Origin of the sequence: Paractinoplanes brasiliensis (genome assembly GCF_004362215.1) — a bacterium.
Taxonomy (GTDB): Bacteria; Actinomycetota; Actinomycetes; order Mycobacteriales; family Micromonosporaceae; genus Actinoplanes; species Actinoplanes brasiliensis.
In genome coordinates this window covers 824,536-846,742 of record NZ_SNWR01000002.1, presented here as the reverse complement: position 1 = coordinate 846,742, position 22,207 = coordinate 824,536, and the positions used below count along the sequence as shown (strand labels likewise).

Annotated in this window: 25 protein-coding genes and 2 pseudogenes; 12 read left to right on the top strand and 15 right to left on the bottom strand. The window is 71.0% G+C overall.

Annotated elements, in window-relative coordinates; all coding sequences use genetic code 11:
• Positions 1-85: 85 nt before the first annotated feature.
• On the bottom strand, positions 86-661 hold the full coding sequence (locus tag C8E87_RS35935; RefSeq protein WP_133877852.1) for an NADPH-dependent F420 reductase: 576 nt from the start codon (positions 659-661) through the stop codon (positions 86-88).
• 90 nt (positions 662-751) lie between these two features.
• On the opposite strand from C8E87_RS35935, the gene C8E87_RS35930 reads away from it, so the two are divergent.
• Together C8E87_RS35930 and C8E87_RS35925 are read left to right on the top strand one after the other, a co-directional pair.
• The gene (locus C8E87_RS35930; RefSeq protein WP_133877851.1) at positions 752-1,270 is read left to right on the top strand and encodes a MarR family winged helix-turn-helix transcriptional regulator; all 519 of its coding nucleotides are present in this window, start codon (positions 752-754) and stop codon (positions 1,268-1,270) included.
• Positions 1,271-1,373: 103 nt separating this feature from the next.
• Complete coding sequence (locus tag C8E87_RS35925; protein ID WP_133877850.1) at positions 1,374-2,285, top strand: DMT family transporter; 912 nt, start codon at positions 1,374-1,376, stop codon at positions 2,283-2,285.
• Here the strand turns inward: C8E87_RS35925 and C8E87_RS44015 are convergent.
• The 3 genes from C8E87_RS44015 to C8E87_RS44010 form a co-directional block, all read right to left on the bottom strand.
• Complete coding sequence (locus tag C8E87_RS44015) at positions 2,266-2,397, bottom strand: hypothetical protein (protein WP_239080444.1); 132 nt, start codon at positions 2,395-2,397, stop codon at positions 2,266-2,268. The two genes, C8E87_RS35925 and C8E87_RS44015, sit on opposite strands and share 20 nt — an antisense overlap.
• Before the next feature lie 97 nt (positions 2,398-2,494).
• Positions 2,495-2,917: a hypothetical protein gene (locus C8E87_RS35920; RefSeq protein WP_133877849.1), complete on the bottom strand. Its 423-nt coding sequence runs from the start codon at positions 2,915-2,917 to the stop codon at positions 2,495-2,497.
• 176 nt (positions 2,918-3,093) lie between these two features.
• Positions 3,094-3,519, bottom strand: coding sequence for a winged helix DNA-binding protein (locus tag C8E87_RS44010; protein ID WP_166661394.1), 426 nt, complete (start codon positions 3,517-3,519; stop codon positions 3,094-3,096).
• A 57-nt stretch (positions 3,520-3,576) separates the two neighbouring features.
• On the opposite strand from C8E87_RS44010, the gene C8E87_RS35910 reads away from it, so the two are divergent.
• Entirely contained in the window at positions 3,577-4,014 is a 438-nt protein-coding gene (locus C8E87_RS35910) for a MarR family winged helix-turn-helix transcriptional regulator (RefSeq protein WP_239080427.1), read from the top strand.
• Positions 4,015-4,050: 36 nt separating this feature from the next.
• On the opposite strand, the gene C8E87_RS46530 is transcribed toward C8E87_RS35910, so the two are convergent.
• The 3 genes and pseudogenes from C8E87_RS46530 to C8E87_RS46875 all read right to left on the bottom strand — a co-directional run.
• Positions 4,051-4,176 carry a hypothetical protein gene (locus C8E87_RS46530; protein WP_279536930.1) on the bottom strand — a complete coding sequence of 42 codons (126 nt, stop codon included), beginning with the start codon at positions 4,174-4,176 and terminating at the stop codon, positions 4,051-4,053.
• Between the two features lie 141 nt (positions 4,177-4,317).
• Positions 4,318-4,479: a hypothetical protein gene (locus tag C8E87_RS46000; RefSeq protein ID WP_239080428.1), complete on the bottom strand. Its 162-nt coding sequence runs from the start codon at positions 4,477-4,479 to the stop codon at positions 4,318-4,320.
• A gap of 32 nt (positions 4,480-4,511) precedes the next feature.
• Positions 4,512-4,718, bottom strand: a pseudogene (locus C8E87_RS46875) (LLM class flavin-dependent oxidoreductase); the annotation flags it as partial.
• Between the two features lie 96 nt (positions 4,719-4,814).
• Here C8E87_RS46875 and C8E87_RS35900 point away from each other — a divergent pair.
• Genes C8E87_RS35900 through C8E87_RS35890 form a run of 3 tightly spaced genes read left to right on the top strand, consistent with a single transcriptional unit; the run spans position 4,815 to position 7,543 of the window.
• Positions 4,815-6,200 (top strand): cellulase family glycosylhydrolase, encoded by a 1,386-nt coding sequence (locus tag C8E87_RS35900; protein ID WP_133877847.1) that lies wholly within the window; start codon positions 4,815-4,817, stop codon positions 6,198-6,200.
• A 21-nt stretch (positions 6,201-6,221) separates the two neighbouring features.
• Positions 6,222-6,947: an esterase family protein gene (locus tag C8E87_RS35895; RefSeq protein ID WP_133877846.1), complete on the top strand. Its 726-nt coding sequence runs from the start codon at positions 6,222-6,224 to the stop codon at positions 6,945-6,947.
• A 47-nt stretch (positions 6,948-6,994) separates the two neighbouring features.
• A complete protein-coding gene (locus tag C8E87_RS35890) occupies positions 6,995-7,543 on the top strand; it encodes a hypothetical protein (RefSeq protein WP_239080429.1) in 549 nt (182 codons plus the stop codon).
• Here C8E87_RS35890 and C8E87_RS35885 read toward each other — a convergent pair.
• Positions 7,524-8,180 (bottom strand): response regulator, encoded by a 657-nt coding sequence (locus C8E87_RS35885; RefSeq protein ID WP_133877845.1) that lies wholly within the window; start codon positions 8,178-8,180, stop codon positions 7,524-7,526. The two genes, C8E87_RS35890 and C8E87_RS35885, sit on opposite strands and share 20 nt — an antisense overlap.
• Positions 8,177-9,373: a sensor histidine kinase gene (locus tag C8E87_RS35880; RefSeq protein WP_239080445.1), complete on the bottom strand. Its 1,197-nt coding sequence runs from the start codon at positions 9,371-9,373 to the stop codon at positions 8,177-8,179. Before C8E87_RS35880 ends, C8E87_RS35885 begins: the two co-directional genes overlap by 4 nt.
• Before the next feature lie 178 nt (positions 9,374-9,551).
• Here C8E87_RS35880 and C8E87_RS35875 point away from each other — a divergent pair, with 178 nt between their 5' ends.
• Complete coding sequence (locus tag C8E87_RS35875) at positions 9,552-10,748, top strand: glycosyltransferase (protein ID WP_133877843.1); 1,197 nt, start codon at positions 9,552-9,554, stop codon at positions 10,746-10,748.
• A gap of 8 nt (positions 10,749-10,756) precedes the next feature.
• Here C8E87_RS35875 and C8E87_RS35870 read toward each other — a convergent pair whose 3' ends face one another.
• Entirely contained in the window at positions 10,757-11,839 is a 1,083-nt protein-coding gene (locus C8E87_RS35870) for a tartrate dehydrogenase (protein WP_133877842.1), read from the bottom strand.
• Positions 11,836-12,525, bottom strand: a complete 690-nt coding sequence (locus tag C8E87_RS35865) for a GntR family transcriptional regulator (protein WP_133877841.1) — start codon at positions 12,523-12,525, stop codon at positions 11,836-11,838. The genes C8E87_RS35870 and C8E87_RS35865 overlap by 4 nt, the downstream gene beginning before the upstream one ends.
• 97 nt (positions 12,526-12,622) lie before the next feature.
• Between C8E87_RS35865 and C8E87_RS35860 the strand changes: the two genes are divergently transcribed.
• The 5 genes from C8E87_RS35860 to C8E87_RS35840 all read left to right on the top strand — a co-directional run bounded on the left by C8E87_RS35860 (position 12,623) and on the right by C8E87_RS35840 (position 18,287).
• Positions 12,623-13,879 (top strand): MFS transporter, encoded by a 1,257-nt coding sequence (locus C8E87_RS35860; RefSeq protein ID WP_203720812.1) that lies wholly within the window; start codon positions 12,623-12,625, stop codon positions 13,877-13,879.
• A 108-nt stretch (positions 13,880-13,987) separates the two neighbouring features.
• Positions 13,988-14,908: an NAD(P)-dependent oxidoreductase gene (locus tag C8E87_RS35855; protein ID WP_133877840.1), complete on the top strand. Its 921-nt coding sequence runs from the start codon at positions 13,988-13,990 to the stop codon at positions 14,906-14,908.
• Positions 14,905-16,521 (top strand): FAD-binding dehydrogenase, encoded by a 1,617-nt coding sequence (locus C8E87_RS35850; protein WP_133877839.1) that lies wholly within the window; start codon positions 14,905-14,907, stop codon positions 16,519-16,521. Before C8E87_RS35855 ends, C8E87_RS35850 begins: the two co-directional genes overlap by 4 nt.
• A 91-nt stretch (positions 16,522-16,612) precedes the next feature.
• The gene (locus tag C8E87_RS35845) at positions 16,613-17,974 is read left to right on the top strand and encodes an acyclic terpene utilization AtuA family protein (protein WP_133877838.1); all 1,362 of its coding nucleotides are present in this window, start codon (positions 16,613-16,615) and stop codon (positions 17,972-17,974) included.
• Entirely contained in the window at positions 17,967-18,287 is a 321-nt protein-coding gene (locus tag C8E87_RS35840; RefSeq protein WP_133877837.1) for a DUF4387 domain-containing protein, read from the top strand. Before C8E87_RS35845 ends, C8E87_RS35840 begins: the two co-directional genes overlap by 8 nt.
• On the opposite strand, the gene C8E87_RS35835 is transcribed toward C8E87_RS35840, so the two are convergent.
• From C8E87_RS35835 to C8E87_RS35820, 4 genes and pseudogenes are all read right to left on the bottom strand, one after another.
• The gene (locus tag C8E87_RS35835) at positions 18,276-19,421 is read right to left on the bottom strand and encodes a glycosyltransferase (protein ID WP_133877836.1); all 1,146 of its coding nucleotides are present in this window, start codon (positions 19,419-19,421) and stop codon (positions 18,276-18,278) included. The genes C8E87_RS35840 and C8E87_RS35835 overlap by 12 nt on opposite strands.
• Positions 19,418-20,560, bottom strand: a complete 1,143-nt coding sequence (locus C8E87_RS35830; protein ID WP_133877835.1) for a glycosyltransferase family 4 protein — start codon at positions 20,558-20,560, stop codon at positions 19,418-19,420. Before C8E87_RS35830 ends, C8E87_RS35835 begins: the two co-directional genes overlap by 4 nt.
• Before the next feature lie 115 nt (positions 20,561-20,675).
• Positions 20,676-21,241: pseudogene (locus C8E87_RS35825) on the bottom strand (dihydrofolate reductase family protein).
• Between the two features lie 65 nt (positions 21,242-21,306).
• Complete coding sequence (locus tag C8E87_RS35820) at positions 21,307-22,128, bottom strand: AraC family transcriptional regulator (RefSeq protein WP_239080430.1); 822 nt, start codon at positions 22,126-22,128, stop codon at positions 21,307-21,309.
• Positions 22,129-22,207 lie beyond the last annotated feature (79 nt).

Here is a 22,207-nt window from a genome sequence, read left to right as displayed (position 1 = left end):
CCGGCGCACCAGCCATCGGGCCACGACCGGGCGACAAGCGCCGACGGCGAGGAAGGCGCCCCCGGTCAGGGGAAACGGCTCGCGGTCAGGCGACGGCCGCGAAGCCGCCGGTCCAGGACAGCTTCTCGCCGGCGGCCAGGCTGATCTGCAGGAAGGCCAGGGCCTCCAGTTCGCGGGCCCGCTTGAGCGAGCCGGCGTCGACGGCGCGCAAGCCGGCCGCGGTGACGACGTCGGCGACGGCTGCCTTCGCGTCGGCGTCGTCACCGGCGATCAGGACGGCGGTGGTTTCCGTACCCACCGAGCCGGTGGCCAGCGTACCGGCGAAGTTGGTGTTGAAGGCCTTGACGACCTTGCTCCCGGGCAGCTCGCGGGCGAGTTCGGCGGCGGCGGACCCGTCGGCGGGGACGGTCAGGTCGTCGAAGGTGGCGAAGTCGACGGGGTTGGTGATGTCGACGACGACCTTGCCGGTGAGCTGTTCCCGGCGGGTGGCGACGATGTCGGTCAGCGCGGCGTGCGGCACGGCGAGGATGACGATGTCGCCCGTGACGGGCTGGTCGGCGTTCGAGGTGTTGAGCTGCTGCACGGTGTGGCCGCCCTTGGCGACAAGACCGCCGATGGCCTGGCCCATGTTGCCGGTGCCGAGGATGCTGATGTTCGCCATGGTGCCCTCCCGAGGCAGTTTGTTGTTGCGACAACCATTGCACGAGATGCAGGTTGTAGCAACAACTATTGACGTGAGAGACTTGTGACCGTGGACACGCGATGGCTCGACAACAAGCAGAAGGCGACCTGGGTACGCCTGGCCGCCGTGCTCGAACTTCTGCCGGCCACCCTGGATTCGCAGCTACGGCGCGACGCCCAGCTCACGCACTTCGACTACTTCGTGCTCGCGATGCTCAGCGAGGCGCCCGGCCGCACGCTGCGCATGACGGCGCTGGCCGAGCACACCACGGCGACGCTGGCCCGGCTGTCGCACGTCGTGCAGCGGCTCGAGACGCGCGGCCTGGTCGAGCGTTTCCCCTGCCCCGAGGACAAGCGAGCCACCAACGCGCGGCTGACCGGGGCGGGCTGGAAGAAGGTGCAGGAGGCAGCGCCGGGCCACGTGGCGACCGTACGGGAAAATGTCATCGACGCCCTCAGCCCCGAGCAGGTCGAGCAACTGGCCGGCATCGCCGACGCGATCCTGCACCGCATCGACCCGGAACGCGCTCGGGCCGCGGTCTACGAACGCTACGACGACGCCGGCCCCGACCGCGACCAGCGGCCGTAGCGTCTTTTCAGGCGCCCCCACGCCCGCCGCGAACGAAGTCGGCGTTTCCTCGCTCCGCCGATTCTCGCTGGCGACCCAAGCGTCGCCGGGGTGGGATGGCGCTATGACTTCTCACCGTGTGCCGGGCGCTGCCGTTGCCGCCGCATCCGTCACGGTCGTGTTCTGGGCCTCGGCGTTCGTCGGGATCCGGGCCGCGGCCCCGCACTTCTCGCCCGGCTCCCTCGCGCTCGGCCGGCTCCTGTCCGGCTCCGTGGTGCTGTTGCTGTTCTTGGCCGTACGCCGTCAGGGCCTGCCCCCGAGGGCCGCGTGGCCCGGCATCGCCGTCTCCGGCGTGCTCTGGTTCGGGCTGTACATGGTGTCGCTGAACTGGGGCGAGGAACTGGTCGACGCGGGCACCGCCGCGATGGTCGTCAACGTCGGACCGGCACTGATGGCCCTGCTCGCCGGCTGGTTGCTCAACGAGGGCTTCCCACCACGACTGCTCGCCGGCATCGCGGTGTCGTTCGCCGGTACGGTCGTGGTCGGCCTGTCGATGTCCGGTGGTGGCCGGGCCTCCGTGCTGGGCGTGCTGCTGTGCCTGGTCGCCGCCATCACGTACGCCTCCGGGGTCGTCGCCCAGAAGCCGGCCCTGCGGCACGCGTCCGCCCTGCAGGCCACCACGTTCGGCTGCCTGATCGGGGCGGTCGCGTGCCTGCCGTTCGCCGGCCGGCTCGTGTCCGACGTCGCCGACGCACCCCTGTCGGCCACCTTGAACGTGATCTACCTGGGCGTCTTCCCGACGGCGGTGGCGTTCACGACCTGGGCGTACGCGCTGGCGCGCACCACGGCGGGCAAGATGGGCTCCACCACGTACGCGGTCCCGGTGGTCGTGATTCTGTTGTCGTGGCTGATCCTCGACGAGGTGCCGGGCCTCCTCGCCCTCGCCGGCGGGGCGCTGTGCCTCGCCGGCGTGGCCGTGTCCCGCAGCCGGCCACGGAAGCCGGCACAGCGGCCTCTCACGAGGTCGCACCAGTGACCGAGCTTCCGGCCCTGGTCACGTAGTAGGTCAACTTGGCGCCGCTCCAGAAGTGCAGGGTGAGCGTCACCTTCGCGCCGTCGTTGACCTCGGCGAAGAACTCCGGGGGCAGCGCCGGCGTGTCCGCCGTGTGGTTCGGCCGGCAAGCCGCGTCCAGGTGACCGCCCGTCGAGACACCGGCCGCTCAGGAAGCTGAATCTGGGTGATCGTCAGTCGAGCAGCCAGCCGCTCAGAGACTGGGCGGCCGGCGTCAGCGACACCAGGAGCACCGCGAACGTCACCACGGTGCCGGCGATCAGCGCGTACGTCTGCCGGCGTCCCTCGGCATACCCGACGAGGAACGCCATGATCGACACGAACAGTCCCAGCCCCGCAGCCACCGGCGCCGACTGCAACACGTATCCGATGGGCCAAGCCCAGCCCCAACCCCCGGCGACGTCAAGCCCCTCGGTCGCCGCATCCTCCTGCGCCGGGACGTGCCAATGCCCGGTCAGCTCAGCCGCATGGGCCAGGGCCAGCCAGCCACCAAGCGCATAGAGAACGGCGAATCCCACCTGCACCCCGACGAGGGTCCACACCCCGGCCCGGTTCGAGGTCGGCGCGTTTCCACGGGTGGCCACCGTCGTCGTCATCGGCGCATCCTAACGCCGCCGCGCAGCCTGTCCGGCCCACCGGCACCTGGCGTCACGTCAGGCACGTCGCAAGACCGCAGCCTCACGTGTCCGGCCCGCCCGCTTCCCGGCGTCACCTCAGGCACATCGCAACACCACAGCCCCACATGCCCGGCCCACTCGTTCCGAGCGCCACGTCAAACGGCCTCCAGGGCTGCCCCGGCCCGCGTCAGCACCGTGTTGAGCACGCGCGCGGCCACCTCACGGTCGGCGTCGGGCAGGTCGTTCCACAGCGCGTCGGCGATGCGGCCGGTCGCGGCCCGCACCGACGTCCACAGTGCCATCCCTCGCTCGGTGGGCCGCACGGTGAGATCGTCCGCGGTGACGACCATCCCGGCCGCCGCCAGGGCTGCGAGATGCTCGCGGGCCTCTCCCACCCGCAAGGCCCCGGCGATGCGGGCCACCAGCTCGGCCTCCCGGGGCCCGTCGGCCGTGACGGTCAGGGTCAGCGCCACCCACTGCGGCTCACTCAGACCCGTGCCGGCCAGCTCACGGTCCAACAGCGCGTTCAAGGCCTTCTCGGTGCGGCCGATCAACTGCGGCCCGAACGGGATCGACGTCATGTCACGGCTCCTATCGTTAGTCCCACTAACGCTAGATAGTTGGTTACACTAACGCAAGTGGAGAACATCGGGGCTGAGCGACTGCGCACGCTGCGCACGCGCTTGCTGTCGCTGGCGGCGATGCGCTCCGACCGGCGGGTCAACGAGGAACTGGCCCGAGCCGGCGCCCGGAAATGGCACTTCGCCGTGCTGGTCACGCTCGACGAGTTCGGCCCGGCAAGCCAGGCCCAGCTCAGCGACCGCACCGGCATCCATCGCAGCGATCTCGTCTCGGTTGTCACCGAGCTGCACGACCGCGGGCAGGTTGTGCGCGGCCCCGACCCGGCCGACCGCCGCCGCAACCTGGTCGAGCTCACGCCGGACGGCCGCCGTCAGCTCCGCCGGCTCGACGCGATCCTGACCACGGTGGACGACGAGGTGTTCGCGCCGTTGAACGCCGGGCAACGCGACCAGCTCACCCACCTGCTGACCCTGCTCCTGACCGCCCCCGGATGACCGCGACGACGGGACGAGCCCTGGTCAGCTCGTTTGTTACGGTTGCGCGGAAGTCCGGCCGATCCGGGTCGCGGCCATCACCGGGAAGGGCTCGGCCGGGGCGGCGTTGAAGAGCGCGACCGCCGGCTCCGTCAGGAGATCCCGAGCCTCGTCATCCGGCATCCCCGGCACCGGCCCGAAGCCGGCGTAACACCGGCACCCGCCCGAAGCCGGCGGGCAACCCCGGCACCTGTCCGAAGCCAACGGGGAACCGGCACCGGCCCGAAGCGGGGAACCCGGCGCGACAGGACGCCGGCGCGGCGGTCACCGGGGCGCGGGCCGTCCCGGAGCCGTTGTCGCCCCGACCAGCGCCGCGGCCTCCTCGAGGACAGCGAGCTCCCGTTTCGACGAGCGCGGCCACAGCACAGCGATCCGTTCGGCGCCGAGCGCGGTGTAGCGGCCCAGGCAGTCGCGGAAGGCTTCCACCGAGTCGAGCGGCCGCTCCCCGCCGTGACCGGGTGGCGGAAGTTGGGGGCGGTCACCATCGTGCCCACGCCGATCCGGTCCGTCACGGCGGCAGCTGCGGCCAGGACGGCGTACGCCTCGTGCCAGACCGGCCGGTCGCCGAGCGTCAGGTGGTCCCAGAGCCACCCACGGCCGATGCCGATGCGGTCGGCGCGCTGCCATTCGGCGCGCAGGCCGGCCCAGGGACAGTCGGGCCACATCACCACGTCGAGAGCTGTCACCACAGCACCCTACTGGACACGGATAGTAAAACTAACTAATAATCGTCCTCCCCCGACATTCAGTGGAGGACGTCGATGCGCCGCTCCCGATCATTGTTCCTGTCCGCCGCCGCCGCGGTTGTTGCCGCGGGTCTGGCCCTCTTCGCCGTCACCCCCGCCAACGCCGCCGCTACCACCGCCACCTTCGCCAAGGTCTCCGACTGGGGATCCGGATGGCAGGGCGAGTTCCGGATCACCAACGGCGGCAGCACCGCCCTGAGCCCCTGGAAGATCGAGTTCACCCTGCCGTCCGGCACCACCGTCGGCGCGTACTGGGACGCGCTGCTCACTACCGCGGGGCAACGGTTCACGTTCACGAACCGCGAGTACAACGGCTCGATCCCGCCGGGCCGGACGGTCACGTTCGGCTTCGTCGGCTCGGGCCCCGGCAGCCCGGCCGGATGCCTGCTCAACGGCGTGTCGTGTACTGGGACGGTGACGCCGACAACGCCACCCACCAGCACGCCACCCACGAGCGCGCCACCCGGCGCCACCCCGGTGGCCAGGAACGGGCAGCTCAAGGTCTGCGGCCGGCAGCTGTGCAACGCCCAGGGCAAGGCGATCCAGCTGCGCGGCATGAGCACCCACGGCCTGCAGTGGTACGCCAACTGCGTCAACGACGCCTCGCTCAACGTCCTGGCGAACGAGTGGAACGCCGACGTCCTGCGGATCTCGATGTACATCCAGGAGGGCGGGTACGAGACCGACCCGGCCGGCTACACCGCCAAGGTCAACGAGCTGATCGAGAAGGCCACCGCCCGCGGCCTGTACGCGATCGTCGACTGGCACATGCTCTCGCCCGGCGACCCCAACTACAACCTCGCGCGGGCCAGGACGTTCTTCCAGCAGATCGCGGCGCGGCACAAGGACAAGACCAACGTCCTGTACGAGATCGCGAACGAGCCGAGCGAGGTGCACTGGTCGGCGATCAAGTCGTACGCGGACCAGATCATCCCGGTCATCCGCGCGCAGGACCCCGACGGCGTGGTGCTGGTCGGCACCGAGGACTGGTCGTCGCTGGGCGCCTCGGGCGACGGTCAGGGCGTGGCGCGCATCCTGGCCAACCCGGTCAGCGCGGCCAACATCATGTACACGTTCCACTTCTACGCCGCCTCGCACGACGACTACTACCTGAACACCTTCTCCGACGCGATCACGAAGCTGCCCCTGTTCGTCACCGAGTTCGGCACCCAGCAGGCCTCGGGCGACGGCGGCAACAACTTCGCGATGGCCCAGCGCTACCTCGACCTGATGAAGCAGAACAAGGTCAGCTGGGTCAACTGGAACTACTCCGACGACATGCGCACCGGCGCGGTCTTCACGCAGGGCACGTGCGACGCCGGGGCGTACGGGGGAACCGGTCGTCTCAAGGAGGCCGGCGTCTGGATCCGCGACAGGATCCGTACGCCCGACGACTTCTGATGTGAGGCAGACTGACTGTTCATGCGCCTCTACTCCGTTGATCTCGAGCAGGGGACGGTCGCCGTCTACGGGCACTGGGGCCGGCCGTTGCTGGTCTTCCCCACCGAGAAGGGCGACGCCTGGGAGTGGGCGCACAACGGCATGGTCGGTGAGGCCGGCAGCCTGATCGAGGCCGGCCGGGTGAAGCTGTACTGCGTCGACTCGTTCGACGCGGGCACCTGGTCGGCCCACCACCTGCCGCTGGAGGAACGGGCGATCAACCACGGGGCGTACGAGTCGTGGATCCTCGACCGCGTGGTCCCGCACATCCGCGACGACAGCGGCCACGACACCGAGATCGCCACGGCGGGGTGCTCGCTCGGCGCCTACCACGCGCTCAACCTGGCGTTCCGCCACAGCGACGTGTTCCCGCTGGCGCTGTGCTTCTCGGGCAACTACGACCCCGGCACGTGGAACGCGTGGGGCGAGCGGGGCGACGCCGTCTACTTCAACAACCCGGCCGACTACGTGGCCAACCTGCACGGCGATCACCTGGAGCGGCTGCGGGAACGGCTGTCGATCCTGCTGGTCTGCGGTCAGGGCCGCTGGGAGGACACGACGGGCGCGCTGGCCTCGACGCCCCGCATGGCTCACCTGCTGCGCCACAAGGGCATCCGGCACGAGCTCGACATGTGGGGAGCCGACACGCCGCACGACTGGCCCTCGTGGCGGGCCCAGCTGATCAAACATCTGCCCCGGTTCTGCTGACCCACGATTCAGCCACCGCCGCGACGGTTCGCGGATAGTCTGACCGGGTGCATTTGATCGTCGAGGTGGGCAGCCAGCTCGATCCGGATGTGGCGTGGCCCGAGGGCGCGGCGCTGACGATGTTCGCCGGTGAGCCCGTGCAGCTGATGCTCTTCCTGAGCCATCCGCACGTGCTCGAGGTGCAGGCCGTCACGGCCCCGCCGACGAAGTTCGCCTGGGTCGACAGCGAGCATGCCGGCGTGCTGCTCTATCGGCTGGGGCCGGTGCTGTCGTGGTCCGAGGCGACCTACACGCCGCACCTGTTCGAGCCCGACGAGGGTCTGCCCAGCGTCGACGACGACGCGATAGTGCAGATCGTGCTGATCGACCGGGAGACCAACATCGTCAAGGCGCTGCACCGGGTCCGCTGGCCCGAGGATTTCGCCGCGGCCGTACGAGCCTCGGTGGCGCGCATGCGGGACACGCCGTACAGCGCGCTGGCGTACGACCATGCCCTGCACGCGCTGCACCGGCGCTATCCCACGCCGGAGGACATGGTGATCGACCGGGCCGACGTGCGCTGCACGGCCCTGCCGGTCACCGACGACCCGGACTGACCAGGCCGTTCTCGTAACCGAAGACCACGGCGTGCACGCGGTCGCGCAGCTTGAGCTTGTGCAGTATCCGGCTCACGTGGGTCTTGATGGTCTGCTCGGCGATGAACAGCTCCTTGGCGATCTCGGCGTTGCTCATGCCCATCGCCACGTGCCGCAGCACCTCGCGTTCCCGGTCGGTCAGCGCGTTCAGGGCCGTCGAGGGGGCCGTGGGCTGGGTGTCGACGAAGTTCTCGATCAGCCGCCGGGTGATCCGCGGGGACAGCAGCGACTCGCTGTTCGACACGACCCGGACCGCGCGCATCAGCTCCTCGGGGTCGCTGTCCTTGAGCAGGAACCCGCTCGCCCCGGCCCGCAACGCCTCGTAGACGTAGTCGTCGATGTCGAACGTGGTCAGCATCAGCACCCGCGGGGTGTGACCACCGCCGGACAGGATCTCGCGGGTCGCGGCCAGGCCGTCGAGCTCGGGCATGCGCACGTCCATCAGCACCACGTCGGGCCGCAGGCTGCGGGTGCGCTCGATCGCCACCCGCCCGTTCTCGGCCTCGCCGACCACCGACAGGTCTGGCTGCGAGTCGAGGATCGCGTGGATCCCGGCTCGGATCATCGGCTGGTCGTCCACGACAAGAACCCGGATCATGCGGCGCCTTCCTCGAGGGTCAGGGGAAACTCGGCGGCGACGCGGTAGCCGCCCTCGGGACGGGCCCCGGTTGTGACCGACCCGCCCGCGAGCCGGGCCCGCTCGCGCATGCCGACCAGGCCGTGACTGGCCCCGTGCCCGTCCTCGATGGGCCGCGGCGCCTGCGTGGGCAGGTCGTTCTCGACGACCACCGCCAGCGCGCCCTCGCCGACCGTCACGGTGACCCGGGTCGGCGCGCCCGGGGCGTGCCGCACGACGTTGCTCAGCGACTCCTGCACGATCCGGTAAGCGGCCAGGCCCACCGTGTCGGGCAGGCCGGCAGCCGACAGATCGCCCGAGACGTCGAGCTCGACGGGGATGCCGCCGCGCCGGGCCGAGCCGGCCAGCTCCTCCAGGTGTTCCAGGTCGGGCATCGGGGCCAGCTCGCTCTCGGCGTCCTCGTCGCGCAGCAGGGCCAGCAGTTGCCGCATCTCGCGCAGCGCCCCGCGGGTGCCGGCGGCGATGCGGCCGAACTCGGCCTGCGCCTCCGGGTCCAGGTTCTTGATCCGGTACGCCGCCGAGGTGGCCTGCATGTGGATGACCGACATGCTGTGCGCGACCACGTCGTGCAGCTCCCGGGCGATGCGGTTGCGTTCCTCGACCAGGGCCCGCTGCGCCTGCTCGAGCTCCACGTCCCGCTTGGCCTCGGCCAGCTGGCGGCGCGCCGCGTCCCGCTGGTTCCAGGCGATCATGCCGAAGAGCACGAGCACGGACGTGGTCGCGTACAGGATCAGCGAGCCGTCGCCGTCGTCGAGTGTGCGGTCGCGGGGGTCGGCCAGCACCAGCACGATGCAGACGAGCGCGCTGGCCCACCAGGTGATCACGGCGTCGCGCCAGGGCCGGGTCGCCCCGATCAGGCCGATGTGCGCGAGCAGCAGGACCATCACCGGGAACGGCAGCGGCCACAGCCCCTCGCCCGGCGGCTGCACCCAGGCGAACGTGCTCACGCCGGCCAGCTGCAGGGCCAGGGCGGGCCAGGGTTGCCGCAGGGCCAGCGGCAGCGCGGCGCACTGGGCGGTGGCCGCCGCGTACGAGACCAGCAGCGGGACCTCGTAGTGCGAGGTCATCAGCAGCGAAGTGACAACCAGCAGGAAGCCGGCGACTGCGCCCACGATCAGCGTCCGCGTCCGCCGTACCGGTTGTGCCCGCACCATGTCCACGACGCGACGTTACCCATTCGATCTTGCGTTTGGCGTCCCGCCGGCGAGCCATCCCACCCCCTACCACGGAGCTACCCGGAACCGCTCCGCGGACGGACGCCCGGTGCGCCACCTTCCCCGGATCGTTCTCGGCATCGCAAGACGCCAGGACCCCTCACGGAAGGCACTGCTCATGCGCATCCTCATCGGCGCCGACACCTACGCGCCCCACGTCAACGGAGCGTCGTACTTCGCCCAGCGGCTGGCCGTGGCGCTCACCGCCCGGCACGAGGTGCACGTCGCCGCCCCGTCGACCACCTCGCGCAGCTTCACCGCGATGAGCCGGGACGGCATCGTCGAGCACCGGGTACGGTCGCTGGCCGTGCCGGGCCACCCCGGTTTCCGGTTCTGCCCGCCGGTCGGCCTGCGGGCCCAGGCGCGGCGGATCCTCGACGAGGTCAAGCCGGACGTCGTGCACGTGCAGAGCCACTTCCCGCTGTGCCGCGCGCTGATCGACGCGGCGTCCGAGCGCGGCATCCTGGTCGTGGCGACCAACCACTTCATGCCCGAGAACCTGATCCATTATCTGCCGATCGGCGCGAGCGGGCGGTCCGCCGCGCACGACTGGGCGTGGCGCGACGCGGCCCGCGTGTTCACCCGGGCCGACATCGTCACGGCCCCGACCCCGTACGCCGCCGCGCTGGCCACCGTGGCCGGGGTGCCGGGCCCGGTCCTCCCGCTGTCCAACGGCATCGACCTGACCCGGTTCCGTGAGCGGCACCCGTCCGCCGGGTTCCGCCTGCGCTACGGCGTCCCTGACAAGCCGGTCATCACGTTCGTGGGCCGGCTGGACGCCGAGAAGAACCTCGACGTGGTGCTCCGCGCGTTCGGGGCCGTGCGCCGCAGCCTCGACGCCCATCTGCTGATCGTGGGCGCCGGCGCCGAGCGGGGAAAGCTGACCCGCCTGGCCGGGGAGCTGAAGGTCGCCGAGCACGTGACGTTCACCGGTTTCGTGCCCGACGAGGACCTTCCTTCCGCGTACGCGGTCACGTCGGTCTTCGTCAACGCCGGCACCGCCGAGCTGCAGAGCCTGGTCACGCTGGAGGCGATGGCCGTCGGACGGCCGGTGGTCGGGGCCGACGCCGCGGCGCTGCCGCACCTCGTGGCCGACGACGAGACCGGCTACCTGTTCCCGCCCGGCGACCACGACGCGCTTGCCGGCCGCCTGACCACGCTGCTGTGCAACCCGGAACTGGCCGGCAAGATGGGCCGGCGGGCCCGCGCCGTCGCCGAGCAGCACGACGAGGTGCGCACGGTGGCCGCGTTCGAGCAGCTGTACGCCATCCGCCCGGTGCGCGAGGCGCGGGTCCCGGCCCAGGCCGCCGCGTGACGGGATGCTCAGCGCTCGCGGACGCGGGCGGCGATGGCCTCGCCCAGCTCGGCCGTCGTGCCCTTGCCGTGCAGGTCGGGCGTGAGCGGCGCCTCGGACGGCCCGTACGCGAGGACGTCCTCGATCGCTCCGAGCAGATGCGCCGCCGCCTCGGGGTGGCCCAGGTGGTCGAGCATCATCGAGCCGCACCAGATCTGGCCCACCGGGTTGGCGATGCCCTGGCCGGCGATGTCCGGGGCGGAGCCGTGCACCGGCTCGAACAGGCTGGGGTGCTCGCGGCCGGGGTTGATGTTCGCGCTGGGGGCGATGCCGAGCGTGCCGGTGCAGGCCGGGCCCAGGTCGGACAGGATGTCGCCGAACAGGTTGCTCGCCACCACGACGTCGAACCACTCGGGGTGCAGCACGAACTGGGCCGCCAGCGCGTCGATGTGGAACTTGTCCACCCGTACGGCGGGGAATTGCTCCGTCATCGCGGCGACGCGCTCGTCCCAGTAGGGCATGGAGATCGAGATGCCGTTGCTCTTGGTGGCTGAGGTCAGGTGCCGCTTGGGACGGCGGGCCGCCTGCTCGAAGGCGAACCGCAGCACCCGGTCGACGCCGACGCGGGTCATCACCGTCTCCTGCAGCACGGTTTCGCGCTCGGTGCCGGAGAAGATCCGGCCGCCGATGCTGGAGTACTCGCCCTCGGTGTTCTCACGCACGACGACGAAGTCGATGTCGCCGGGTTCGCGGCCGGCCAGCGGGCTGCGGACTCCGGGCATGAGCCGGCAGGGGCGCAGGTTGACGTACTGGTCGAAGGTGCGGCGGAACTGCAGCAGGCTGCCCCACAGCGAGATGTGGTCGGGCACCACCTCGGGCCAGCCGACCGCGCCGAAGAAGATGGCGTCGTACGCGCGCAGTGTCGGCTCCCAGTCGGGCGGCAGCATCGTGCCGTGCCGCTGCCAGTAGCCGGCGCTGGCGAAGTCGAAGGTGTCGAACCGCAGGTCGATGCCGAACCGGGCGGCGGTGGCCTCGAGCGCGGTGAGGCCGGCCGGCACGACCTCGCGGCCGATGCCGTCGCCCGGGATGACGGCGATGCGATGGGTGGTCACGGCGCCTCCCTCAGCGCGGCGAGCCCGCCCTGCGCGTCGGAGATGGCGAGCCGTTCGGCGGTGGCCGAGTCACCGGCGCGCAGGGCGCGGACCAGGGCGCGGTGACTGGTGTAGCGCTCCATCCCGAACGTATCGTCCTCGGCCACCCGGCGCAGCAGGAGCTCGCGGCGGCGGGGACGGCTGAAGACGCGGCTCTGTTCCAGCATGCGCACGAGCACCGGGTTGTGCGCGCAGGCGCTCACGGTGTCGTTGAACTCCTGCATCGTGTCGAGCAGCTCGGCCAGGTGACGGTCGGCCGGCTGCTGCTGCCGGCGCCGCTCCTTGGCGAGAATCAGCAGGTCGTCGGCCCGGTCGAGGATAGCGTCGAGGGTGTCGAGCTGCTCGGCGGTGGCGTGCCGCGCGGCGAACCGGGCGACCAGGCCCCGCAGGCCGACCTCGACCTCGGCCAGGTCGTCGATCGCGGCGTCACGGATCGCGGCGACCAGCACCGTGCGCGGGCCGATCCGCTCGATCAGGCCGTCGAGTTCCAGACGGCGAAGAGCTTCCCGTACGGGGGTGGGGCTGATCGCAAGCCGCTCGGCCATGCCGCGCTCGGTGACCTTTTCCCCCGGCGCGAGCTCGCCGGTGGCGATGGCGGTGCGGACCTGACGGTACGCCTGATCGGCGAGCGTCTCCGTAGCTGTCATGCCGGGAACTCTAGTGCATGCTGTTGTCAAAATGCGATGCAACTGTTGACGTGTTTGCTACAGCAAATTAACGTGACCGCGGACACATGGAGGCGACATGGCCGAAATGAAAACCCGCGACGTCGCGGCGAACCCCTCCTACCGCAAGATCACGTTCTTCATCGCGCTGACGCTGTTCGCGCAGGAGTCGACGTGGAACTTCTACGACAACCAGGTGCCCGTCCTGCTGCGCGAACACGTGGCCAGCGCGGCCCTGGTCGGCGCCCTGATGGGCATGGACAACCTGCTCGGGATCTTCATCCAGCCCTGGATCGGCAACCGCTCCGACAACACCCGCACCCGCTGGGGCCGGCGCATCCCGTACCTCGCGGTGGGCATGCCGATCGCCGCGATCCTCTTCGTCTTCCTGCCCTGGACCACCTCGGCGGCCATGCTGATCGCCGTGATGGTCGGCTACGCGCTCGTCGCCAACACCATGCGCCCGCTCGCCGAGTCGCTGGTCCCCGACTTCATCCCGCCCGAGCGCCGGAGCCGCACCAACGCCGTCGTGAAGATCGCCGCCGCGCTGACCATCATCGTGGCGTCCCTGATCAGCCTGCTCGTGGTCGACGACCACCCGCACGCCGCGTTCGCCATCCCCGCCGTGATCCTGCTGCTGGTCACCGGCGTGATCGTGGCGAAGATCCGGGACAGCGAGTCGCCCGGCTACCGCGCCGCGGCGGCCGCTCACGCCCACGTGCCGTTCCGTGCGGTCGTCACCGACCTCGTCACCGATCGCGACCGTCGCCGCCTGCTCCTGCTGCTCACGGTCATGCTGTTCGGCGGGGCGTGGTTCGCCTCCAGATCCTTGATCACCCCGTACGGGATGGAAGCGCTCGGCCTGACCAGGGGCGAGGCCGGCGGGCTGACGCTGCCCAGCGGCATCGCGTACGTGATCGCCGCCTATCCGGCCGCGTTGCTGGCCGAGCGCTTCGGCCGTCTCAAGACCATGGGCGTCGGCATGATCGTGTTCGCGGCGGCCATGGCGGCCGGGTCGATGGTGCAGACCGCCACCGCCACGGTCATCGTCTTCTGCGTGGCCGCGGTCGGAGCGGCCGGCTTCCTGATCAACGCGGCCGTGGTGCTGTGGAACCTGGCCCCCTCGAGCCGGGTGCTGGGCACCTACACCGGCCTGTACGCGGTCACCTGGTACCTCGGCGGCTTCGGCGGCCCGGCCCTGATCGGCGGCGCGGTCGACCTGATCGGCTGGAACACCATGCTGCTGGACATCGCCGTCCTGGCCGTGCTGGCCGTCCTGGTGGTGGCGCTGCTGGGCCGCCTGCAACGCCGCGCCGACACCCCGATCCTCAAATGACCCCGAGCATCCCGCGCCCCCGGAGCCCCGGCCACCCGCACCCGCGCCTCTCCCCGCGCCCCGACCTTCCGAATCGCACCCCGGCACATCTCTGACGAAGGGTCTCCGATGCCGACCGTTCTGATCACCACCGACTACCTGAGCCCGGGCGACGAGGTGGACACCTATCTGACCGGGCTGGGCTTCGCGACCCGGCACAGCCCGCTACGTGGCTCGCGCACCGCGGCCGAACTCGTGTCGCTGCTGGACGGCGTCGACGGCGCGCTGATCGCCAACGAGCCGATGAGCGCGGACGTGCTCGCCGCCGCGCCCGCGTTGCGCGCCATTGTCCGTACGGGCGTGGGTTACGACTCGGTCGACGTGGCGGCCGCAGCCCGGCTCGGCATCAGCGTCAGCAACCTGCCCGGCATCAACGCCAACGCCGTGGCCGAGTACACGATCGCGCTCATGCTGGCCCAGGCCCGCGACCTCGTCGGCCTGGCAGCCGGAGTGGCCGCCGGAGCCTGGCCGCGCCGCGACGGGTTCGAACTGCGGGGCAAGACGCTCGGCATCATCGGCCGCGGCGCGGTGGCGCAACGGGTGCGGCCGCTGGCCGAGGCGTTCGGCATGACCGTCCTCGACGGCGACCTCGACAATCTGCTGCGCGAGTCCGACTTCGTCTCGGTGCACACGGCGCTCACCGAACGAACCCGCCACCTGATCGACGCTTCGGCCCTGGCCAGGATGAAGCCCTCGGCTCACCTGATCAACACCGCGCGCGGGCCGATCGTGGACTCCGCCGCCCTGGTCGACGCCGTGCGCTCGGGCCGGATCGCGGGCGCCGCCCTCGACGTGGTGGACGTCGAGCCGCTGCCCGCCGGCAGTCCGCTGCGTGGGGTCGACGGCATCACTGTCTACTCCCACATGGCCGGCCAGACCGCCGAAGCCCGCCGCGACGCCGGTGTGCTGGGGGCCCGCGAACTGGTCGCCGCGCTCGACGGCCGTCCCCAGCACCGCATCGCCGTGCTCACCCCCGAGGAGATCGCATGAACGCCGACGTCATCGTGGTGGGTGCCGGGCTGGCCGGTCTGGTCGCCACCGCCGAGCTGGCCGCGGCCGGGCGCTCGGTGATCCTGGTCGACCAGGAACCCGCACAGAGCCTGGGCGGGCAGGCGTTCTGGTCGTTCGGCGGGCTGTTCCTGGTCGACTCGCCCGAGCAGCGGCGCATGGGCATCCGCGACTCGCACGAGCTGGCCTGGCAGGACTGGCTGGACAACGCCGGTTTCGACCGGGCCGAGGACGAGTGGCCCCGGCGGTGGGCGCAGGCCTACGTCGAGTGGGCGGCCGGCGAGAAACGCTCCTGGCTCCGGTCCAAGGGCATCAAGCTCTTCCCGATCGTGGGCTGGGCCGAGCGGGCGAACAACTCGGTGCCGCGGTTCCACATCACCTGGGGTACGGGACCGGGGGTGCTCGAACCGTTCATCGCGGCCGCCGTCTCCTCCGGGCAAGTCAAGATCATGTTCCGGCACCGGGTCGACACGCTGCTCACCAGCGGCGGCACGGTCACGGGCGTGGCCGGGCGCGTGCTGGCGCCGAGCGATGTCGCCCGCGGTGAGGCGAGCTCCCGCGACGAGGCCGGGGACTTCTCGTTCACGGCGCAGGCGGTCGTGGTGACCTCCGGTGGCATCGGGGGCAACCTTGACCTCGTACGGCGGAATTGGCCCTCGCGTCTGGGAAGGCCCCCGGAACACATGATCAGCGGCGTGCCGGCACACGTCGACGGACGCATGCTCCAGATCGCCACCGACGCGGGCGGCACGGTCGTCAACCCGGACCGGATGTGGCACTACGTCGAGGGCATCCAGAACTGGGACCCGATCTGGGAACGGCACGGCATCCGGATCCTGCCCGGCCCGTCGTCGCTGTGGCTCGACGCTCTCGGCAACCGCCTGCCCACGCCGTTGTTCCCCGGGTTCGACACGCTGGGAACACTCGCTCATCTGCGGACGACCGGGCACGACCACAGCTGGTTCGTGCTGACCCAGCGGATCATCGAGAAGGAGTTCGCGCTCTCCGGCTCGGAGCAGAACCCCGACCTGACCGGGCGCAGCGTGCGGCAGGTGCTGGGCCGGGTCCGCGGCGGGGCCCCGGCGCCGGTGGAGGCGTTCAAGCGCAACGGCGCCGACTTCGTGGTCGCCGGCGACCTGGACGAGCTGGTCAAGGGCATGAACGCGCTGACCCCGGCGCCGCTGCTCGACCCGGCCTCGGTGCGGCGCACGATCGTGGCCCGCGACCGCGAGCTGGACAACAACTTCGGCCGCGACATGCAGCTCGCGGCCATCCGCAGCGCCCGGGGCTACCGCGGCGACCGGTTGATGCGCACGGTTTCGCCACACCGTCTGCTCGACCCGGCTGCAGGGCCGTTGATTGCCGTACGCCTGCACGTGCTGACCCGCAAGTCGCTGGGTGGCCTGCACACCGACCTGGACGCCCGGGTGCTCGACGCTTCCGGCACGCCCGTCCCCGGCCTGTACGCCGCCGGGGAGGCCGCCGGTTTCGGAGGCGGCGGGATGCACGGGTACCGCGCGCTGGAGGGCACCTTCCTGGGCGGTTGCCTGTTCTCGGGCCGCCAGGCCGCACGAGCCATTGATGGGCAACTATGACCGTGCCCGTTCCGCACCCCGCCCCACCCCCGCACCGCACCTCCCCCACCCGCCCAACCCGAGAGTCCGCCGCGGACGAAGTGAGGAAGTCATGAACGAGGTACGTGTGCTGACGCCGAGCGGCATGCTGGGTTCCGGTTTCCCGCCGGAGACGCTGACCCGCGGCATCGAGCTGGGCGCCGACGTGATCGCCGTGGACGGCGGCTCCACCGATTCCGGCCCGTACTACCTGGGTTCGGGCACCGCCAAAACAGCGGCGGCCGCGGTGGCCCAGGACCTGCGTCTGATGCTGCGGGCGGCGGCGTCGGCCGGCATCCCGCTGATCGTCGGTTCGTGCGGGACCAGCGGCACCGACTCCGGGGTCGACTGGGTGGCCGGGATCGTCCGCGAGATCCTCGCCGCGGAGGGCCTGAGCCTGCGGGTCGCCACCATCTACAGCGAGCAGCAGCCGGCCGTGCTGCGCTCGCTGCTCGGCCGCATCCGTCCCCTGCCCCCGGCGAACGCGCTGGATCCCGAGGTCCTGGACAGCTGCTCGCACATCGTCGGCATGATGGGCCACGAGCCGATCGTGCGGGCCCTCGAGGCGGGCGCCGACGTGGTGCTGGCCGGCCGCGCCACCGACACCGCGATCGCCGCCGCCTACCCCCTGATGAAGGGCTTGCCGGCCGGCCCGACCTGGCACGCGGCGAAGATCGTGGAGTGCGGCGGCCAGTGCACGACCAACCCCCGTGCGGGCGGCGTGCTGGCGACAATCGACGCGGGCGGTTTCACGATCGAGCCGCTCGACCCGGGCAACGCCTGCACACCGACGTCCGTGGCCGCGCACATGCTGTACGAGACGGTGAACCCGTTCTCGATGCGCGAGCCGGCCGGGACGATCGTGGTGTCCGACGCCACCTACCGAGCGTTGGACGACCGCCGCGTACGGGTGGAAGGTTCCCGTTTCGAACCCGCCGCCCAGCACACGATCAAACTGGAGGGCGCGCGGGTCACCGGTTACGAGACCATGTCGTTCACCGCGATCCGCGACCCGCACATCCTCGGCCAGATCGACACGTGGGCCGCCCTGATGCGCAAGACAATCGGCGAGTGGGTCACCCGCACCTTGGGCCTCGGCGACGGCGACTACGAGTTCGACCTGCGCCTCTACGGCCACAACGCCATCCTCGACGACTTGGAACCGGACCGCTCACCCCCGCGCGAGGTCGGCGTCATGCTGCTCGTCCACGCCCCCGACCAGCAAACAGCCACCGCCGTGGCGAAGGTCGCCAACCCGCTGATGCTGCACCTGCCCACCCCCGACATGAACTACCTGCCCAGCCTGGCCTTCGCCACGTCCCCCGCCGAAACCGAACGGGGCCCGGTCTACGAGTTCGCCCTCAACCACGCCGTCGACGTCGACTCCCCCACGGCCCTGTTCCGCATCAACCTGCCGGAGGCCCACAGTGCCTGACCCTCGTACGATCGCCGAGCTGGCCCTGGAGGTCCGCTCCAAGAACGCCGGCCCGTTCTGGGTCACGATGGAACTGTTCATGCGCGACGCCGCCGGCTACGCCCAGGTCGCCGACCCGGACTACCTGAACCCCACGGTGATCGCCCGCCTGTACGGCGTCCCCGCCGACACCATCCAGATGTTCCGCCTGCCGTCCCTGAACGTCGTCAAGATCTCGTTCCCCCGCCCGGTCTCCCAAGGCAGCCTGCGCGACCGAGACATCCACGCGGGTCAGCACCACGTCCCCCTGGCCCTGCACCCACTACCTCATTGACTCGGAAAACGGTTGAAACGTCGCCGCCGTCGGCACCCGGTGCGCGGCCAGGAAACCGGCTACCGACCTGTCCCACGGGTAGAGCTCCGCCTGCGCGCGGGCCGCGGACCGGCGTACGGGCTCGGGACGGGACAGCAACGTGCGAACGGCTTCGGCGAACGCGGGCCCCTCACCGGGGGCTGCCACGCCGGCGTCACCGATCACCTCGGGCAGGGCGCTCTCGGAGCTGACCACCACCGGGGTGCCGCTCGCCAGTGCCTCGAGAGCGGCCAGGCCGAACGTCTCGATCGGCCCGGGGGCCATCGCCACGTCCACCGTGGCCAGCAGCGACGACAATTTCACCTGGTCGGTGAGGTGTCCGAGGAAGCGCACGGGCAGGCCCCGATCGGCAGCCTCGGACTGCAGGGCGGATCGCATCGGTCCACCACCCGCCACGACGAGGACGGCGGGCACGCCGGATCGGCGCAGCGCGGCCAGTGCCTCGAGCGAGCGGCGCGGCCTCTTCTCGGGTGAGAGCCGGCCGCAGTGCAGGAGCAGGACATCGCCGGCGGCGCACCACCGCGTCCGCATCGCCGGGTCCTGGTTCGCCGGTGTGAACCGCTCGAGATCCACTCCCAGCGGCACCCGCGTCAGGTTCCGCACGCCGAGACGCGCGAATTCCGAGGCCGCCCACCGCGTCGTGCACACCACCTGGTCGTGCTCGGCGGCCGTCCGCGCGTTGAGCAGGTCACCCGCGCGCCGGCCGACCCCGGGCCCGAACAGGCGCAACAGGCCGTCGAGGCTCTCGTGCGAGACCATCATGGACGGCACTTCCCGGCGTTTCGCCCAGCGTCCCAGCCACCGCAGGGTCGAACGGTCGGAGACCTCGAGACGGTCCGGCCGCAGCGCGTGCAAGGCCGAACTCAGCCGGCCGCGATCCAGCAGCACGCGATAGCCACCCATGCCGGGCATCAGCGGGCCGGGCAGCGTGATCACCCGGCCCTGCTCGGTCACCTCGTCGGACTCGGCCGGCCCCGGGACGACCAGGACGGGCTCGTGACCCGCCGCGAGGTAGCCGGCGCCCAGATGACTGAGAGCGGTACGGAGGCCGCCCGACCGCGGATTCACGAAGTTCGCCACCCTGACAATCCTCATGCGGCAACCGCCCCGCGCTCGACGTAACCCAGACTGCGCGCCTCACCGTAGTGGCCGAGCAGTTCCTCTCCCACGGCGAACCAGGTGCGGCCCTCGATCGCTCGGCGGCCGGCGGCCCCGAACGCCGCGCGCTTCGACGGTTCGGCCACCAGTTCCCGCACGGCCGACGTGAAGCCCTCGGACTCGAACGGCGGCACCAGCAAGCCGGTGCGGTTGTGGCCGACCAGGTCGACCGGGCCGCCCGCGTTCGGTGCGACCACCGGCAACCCGCTCGCCATGGCCTCCTGCACCGCCTGACCGAACGTCTCGTAGGGTCCGGTGTGCGCGAAGATGTCGAAACTCGCGTAGAGCTGGGCAAGCTCCGCCCCGCGGCGCACACCCAGAAACGTCGCGGCCGGAAGCGCCTTGCGCAGCTGCGTCCCCGCCGGGCCGTCTCCCACGATCACCAGCCGTACGCCGGGCAGCCGGCTCACGTCGGCCAGCAGGTCGATCTGCTTCTCGACGGCGAGCCGGCCGACGAAGCCGACCACCACTTCACCGTCCGGGGCCAGGTCACGCCGCACCTCGGGGCTGCGGCGACCCGGGTGGAACAGTTCGTCGTCGACGCCGCGCCGCCAGAGGTGAACCCGCTCGACACCGTGCAGGTCGAGGGCGGCTGCCGACTCCGAGGACGGTGCCAGGGTGCGCGTGGCCAGGTTGTGGACGGTCTTGATCCACTTCCAGGCCGCGCCTTCGGTCATGCCGACCTTGTAGGCACGGGCGTACGCCGCGACGTCAGTCTGATAGACCGCGACGGTGGGCAGGCGCAACGTGCGAGCGGCCAGCATCCCCCACGCCCCGAGCACGAAAGGGCTGGCCAGATGCACCAGGTCGACGCCGGACGCGCGGAGGGTGCCGGTAAGGGTGGGGGTGGGCAGACCCAGCCGGATCTGCGGGTAACCGGGCATGGGCAGGGAAGCGACGCGGACCACCGGGTACGGCAAGGAAACGGGGGTGTCGCGCGTCGCCGGAGGTGGCTGAGGTGCGATCACCATCGGCTGGTGTCCACGGCGCAGCAGATGTTCGGCTGTACGCGCCACCGAGTTGGCGACGCCGTTCACGTCGGGCAGGAACGACTCCGTGACCAGAGCGACTCGCATGCAGTCACGATGGGCGTCGTCGATGTCCGGCAAACCGTACGGTCGTAGCCGGATCACAAACGCTGTTCGAACGACTAGGAGAAGAACCGTCCGGGTGAGCTGCCGCCGGGGCCCCTCAGCGGCGCACCCGGTAGCACAAGTGGAGCACGCGGTTGCCTTGGAGCACCACGTCCGGGTCTTCCAGCAGGTGCTCTGCGGCCACTGAGCCGAAGTAGCGCTTCCCCGAGCCGAACACGACCGGTACGACGTCCATGCGTACCTCGTCGACCAGGCCCGCAGCGAGCATTTGGCCTCCGACGTCACCGGCGGCCACCTCGACCAGCCGGGCGCCCGCCAGTTCCTGCGCCTTGGCCATCGCCGCCTCGATGCCGGCGACGAAGGGTTCCAGTTCCCGGGTGGCGGCCGGTGGGTCACGACCACCACGTTGTCGATCCCGGCCGGGGGCTCGCCGCCCCAGCCGTCCGTCATGTCGAAGACGTGGCGCCCGACGACGGTCACCCCGATCCGGTCCCAGTACGGCCGGGTGTGGTCGTACGACGTCTGCGAGACCTTCACCACGCCGCTCCCGTCCAGCGGCACGTCGCCGTTGGTCAGCCAGTCGAACAGCGGCCCGGGCTGGTCCTTGTCGTCCGCGATGAAGCCGTCGACCGACACCGAGCTGTACATGACCACCTTGCCCACGGGCCTCTCCTCCGGTTCGGGTGCCCTCAAGTTAGCCTGCGGCGAGCGGTTGTTCTTGTAAGAAATCAACCGGCCGGCAGCGACCAGTTGTCCAGCACGTGACCGGGGTGTTCCCGCAGGAAACGCCGGCGGATCTCGACGTACCGGGTCGGTGTCAGGCCGGTGAACGCCCGGAACTCGTGGCCGAAGTGAGCCTGGTCGAAGTAGCCGGCGCGGGCGGCGAGCTCACCCCAGTCGACCGGCGCCGACGGGTCGATCGCGAACACGGCCGCGGTGAAACGGTGAGTGCGGGCCAGCCGTTTCGGCGTGACACCGATGACCTGTCTGAACTGCCGGGTCAGGTGGGTGCTGCTGACACCTGCGGCCGCGCTCAGGTCGCCGATCGCCACCGCGCCGCGGGTCGCCGCGATCACGCCGCTCAGGTCGCGCACCAGCCGTAGGCCGGCCGTCGCGTTCAGCCGCCGCAACAGTTCTTCTTCGAGCAGCGTCAGCATCCCGTACGGGTCGTTCGCCGTGGCCAGCCGGTCGCGCAGGGTGGCCACGGCGGGCCGGCCCCAGACCTGCTCCAGCGTCACCGGCCGGTCGCACAGCTCGGCAGCGGGCATCGGCAGGAACGGCGCCGGGCCCCACGCCTTGAAGTGCACACCGACTGACCGCGTACGGGGTGGGTAGCCGAACTCGAACCCCCGGGTGGGCGTGGTGACCACGCACCCGTCGGCGTAGTCGGCGGCGCCGATGCGGAACGGCGCCCCCAGGTTGACGATGAGCAGCGCCCCCGGCATCGGCGGCAGCATCAACCGGGCGTACGGGGGTGTCCCCCGCAGGTAGTAGAGGTCGTCGATCAGCCCGTCCAGCGGCGGTCGCGGCACCCGGGACACGTACTCCACGCCGCCCAGCATGACGCACGTGTTTCCCCTGGCCCTCGGGGGGAAGCCACAAGTGGAGGATTCGACTGAGTCAGAAGGA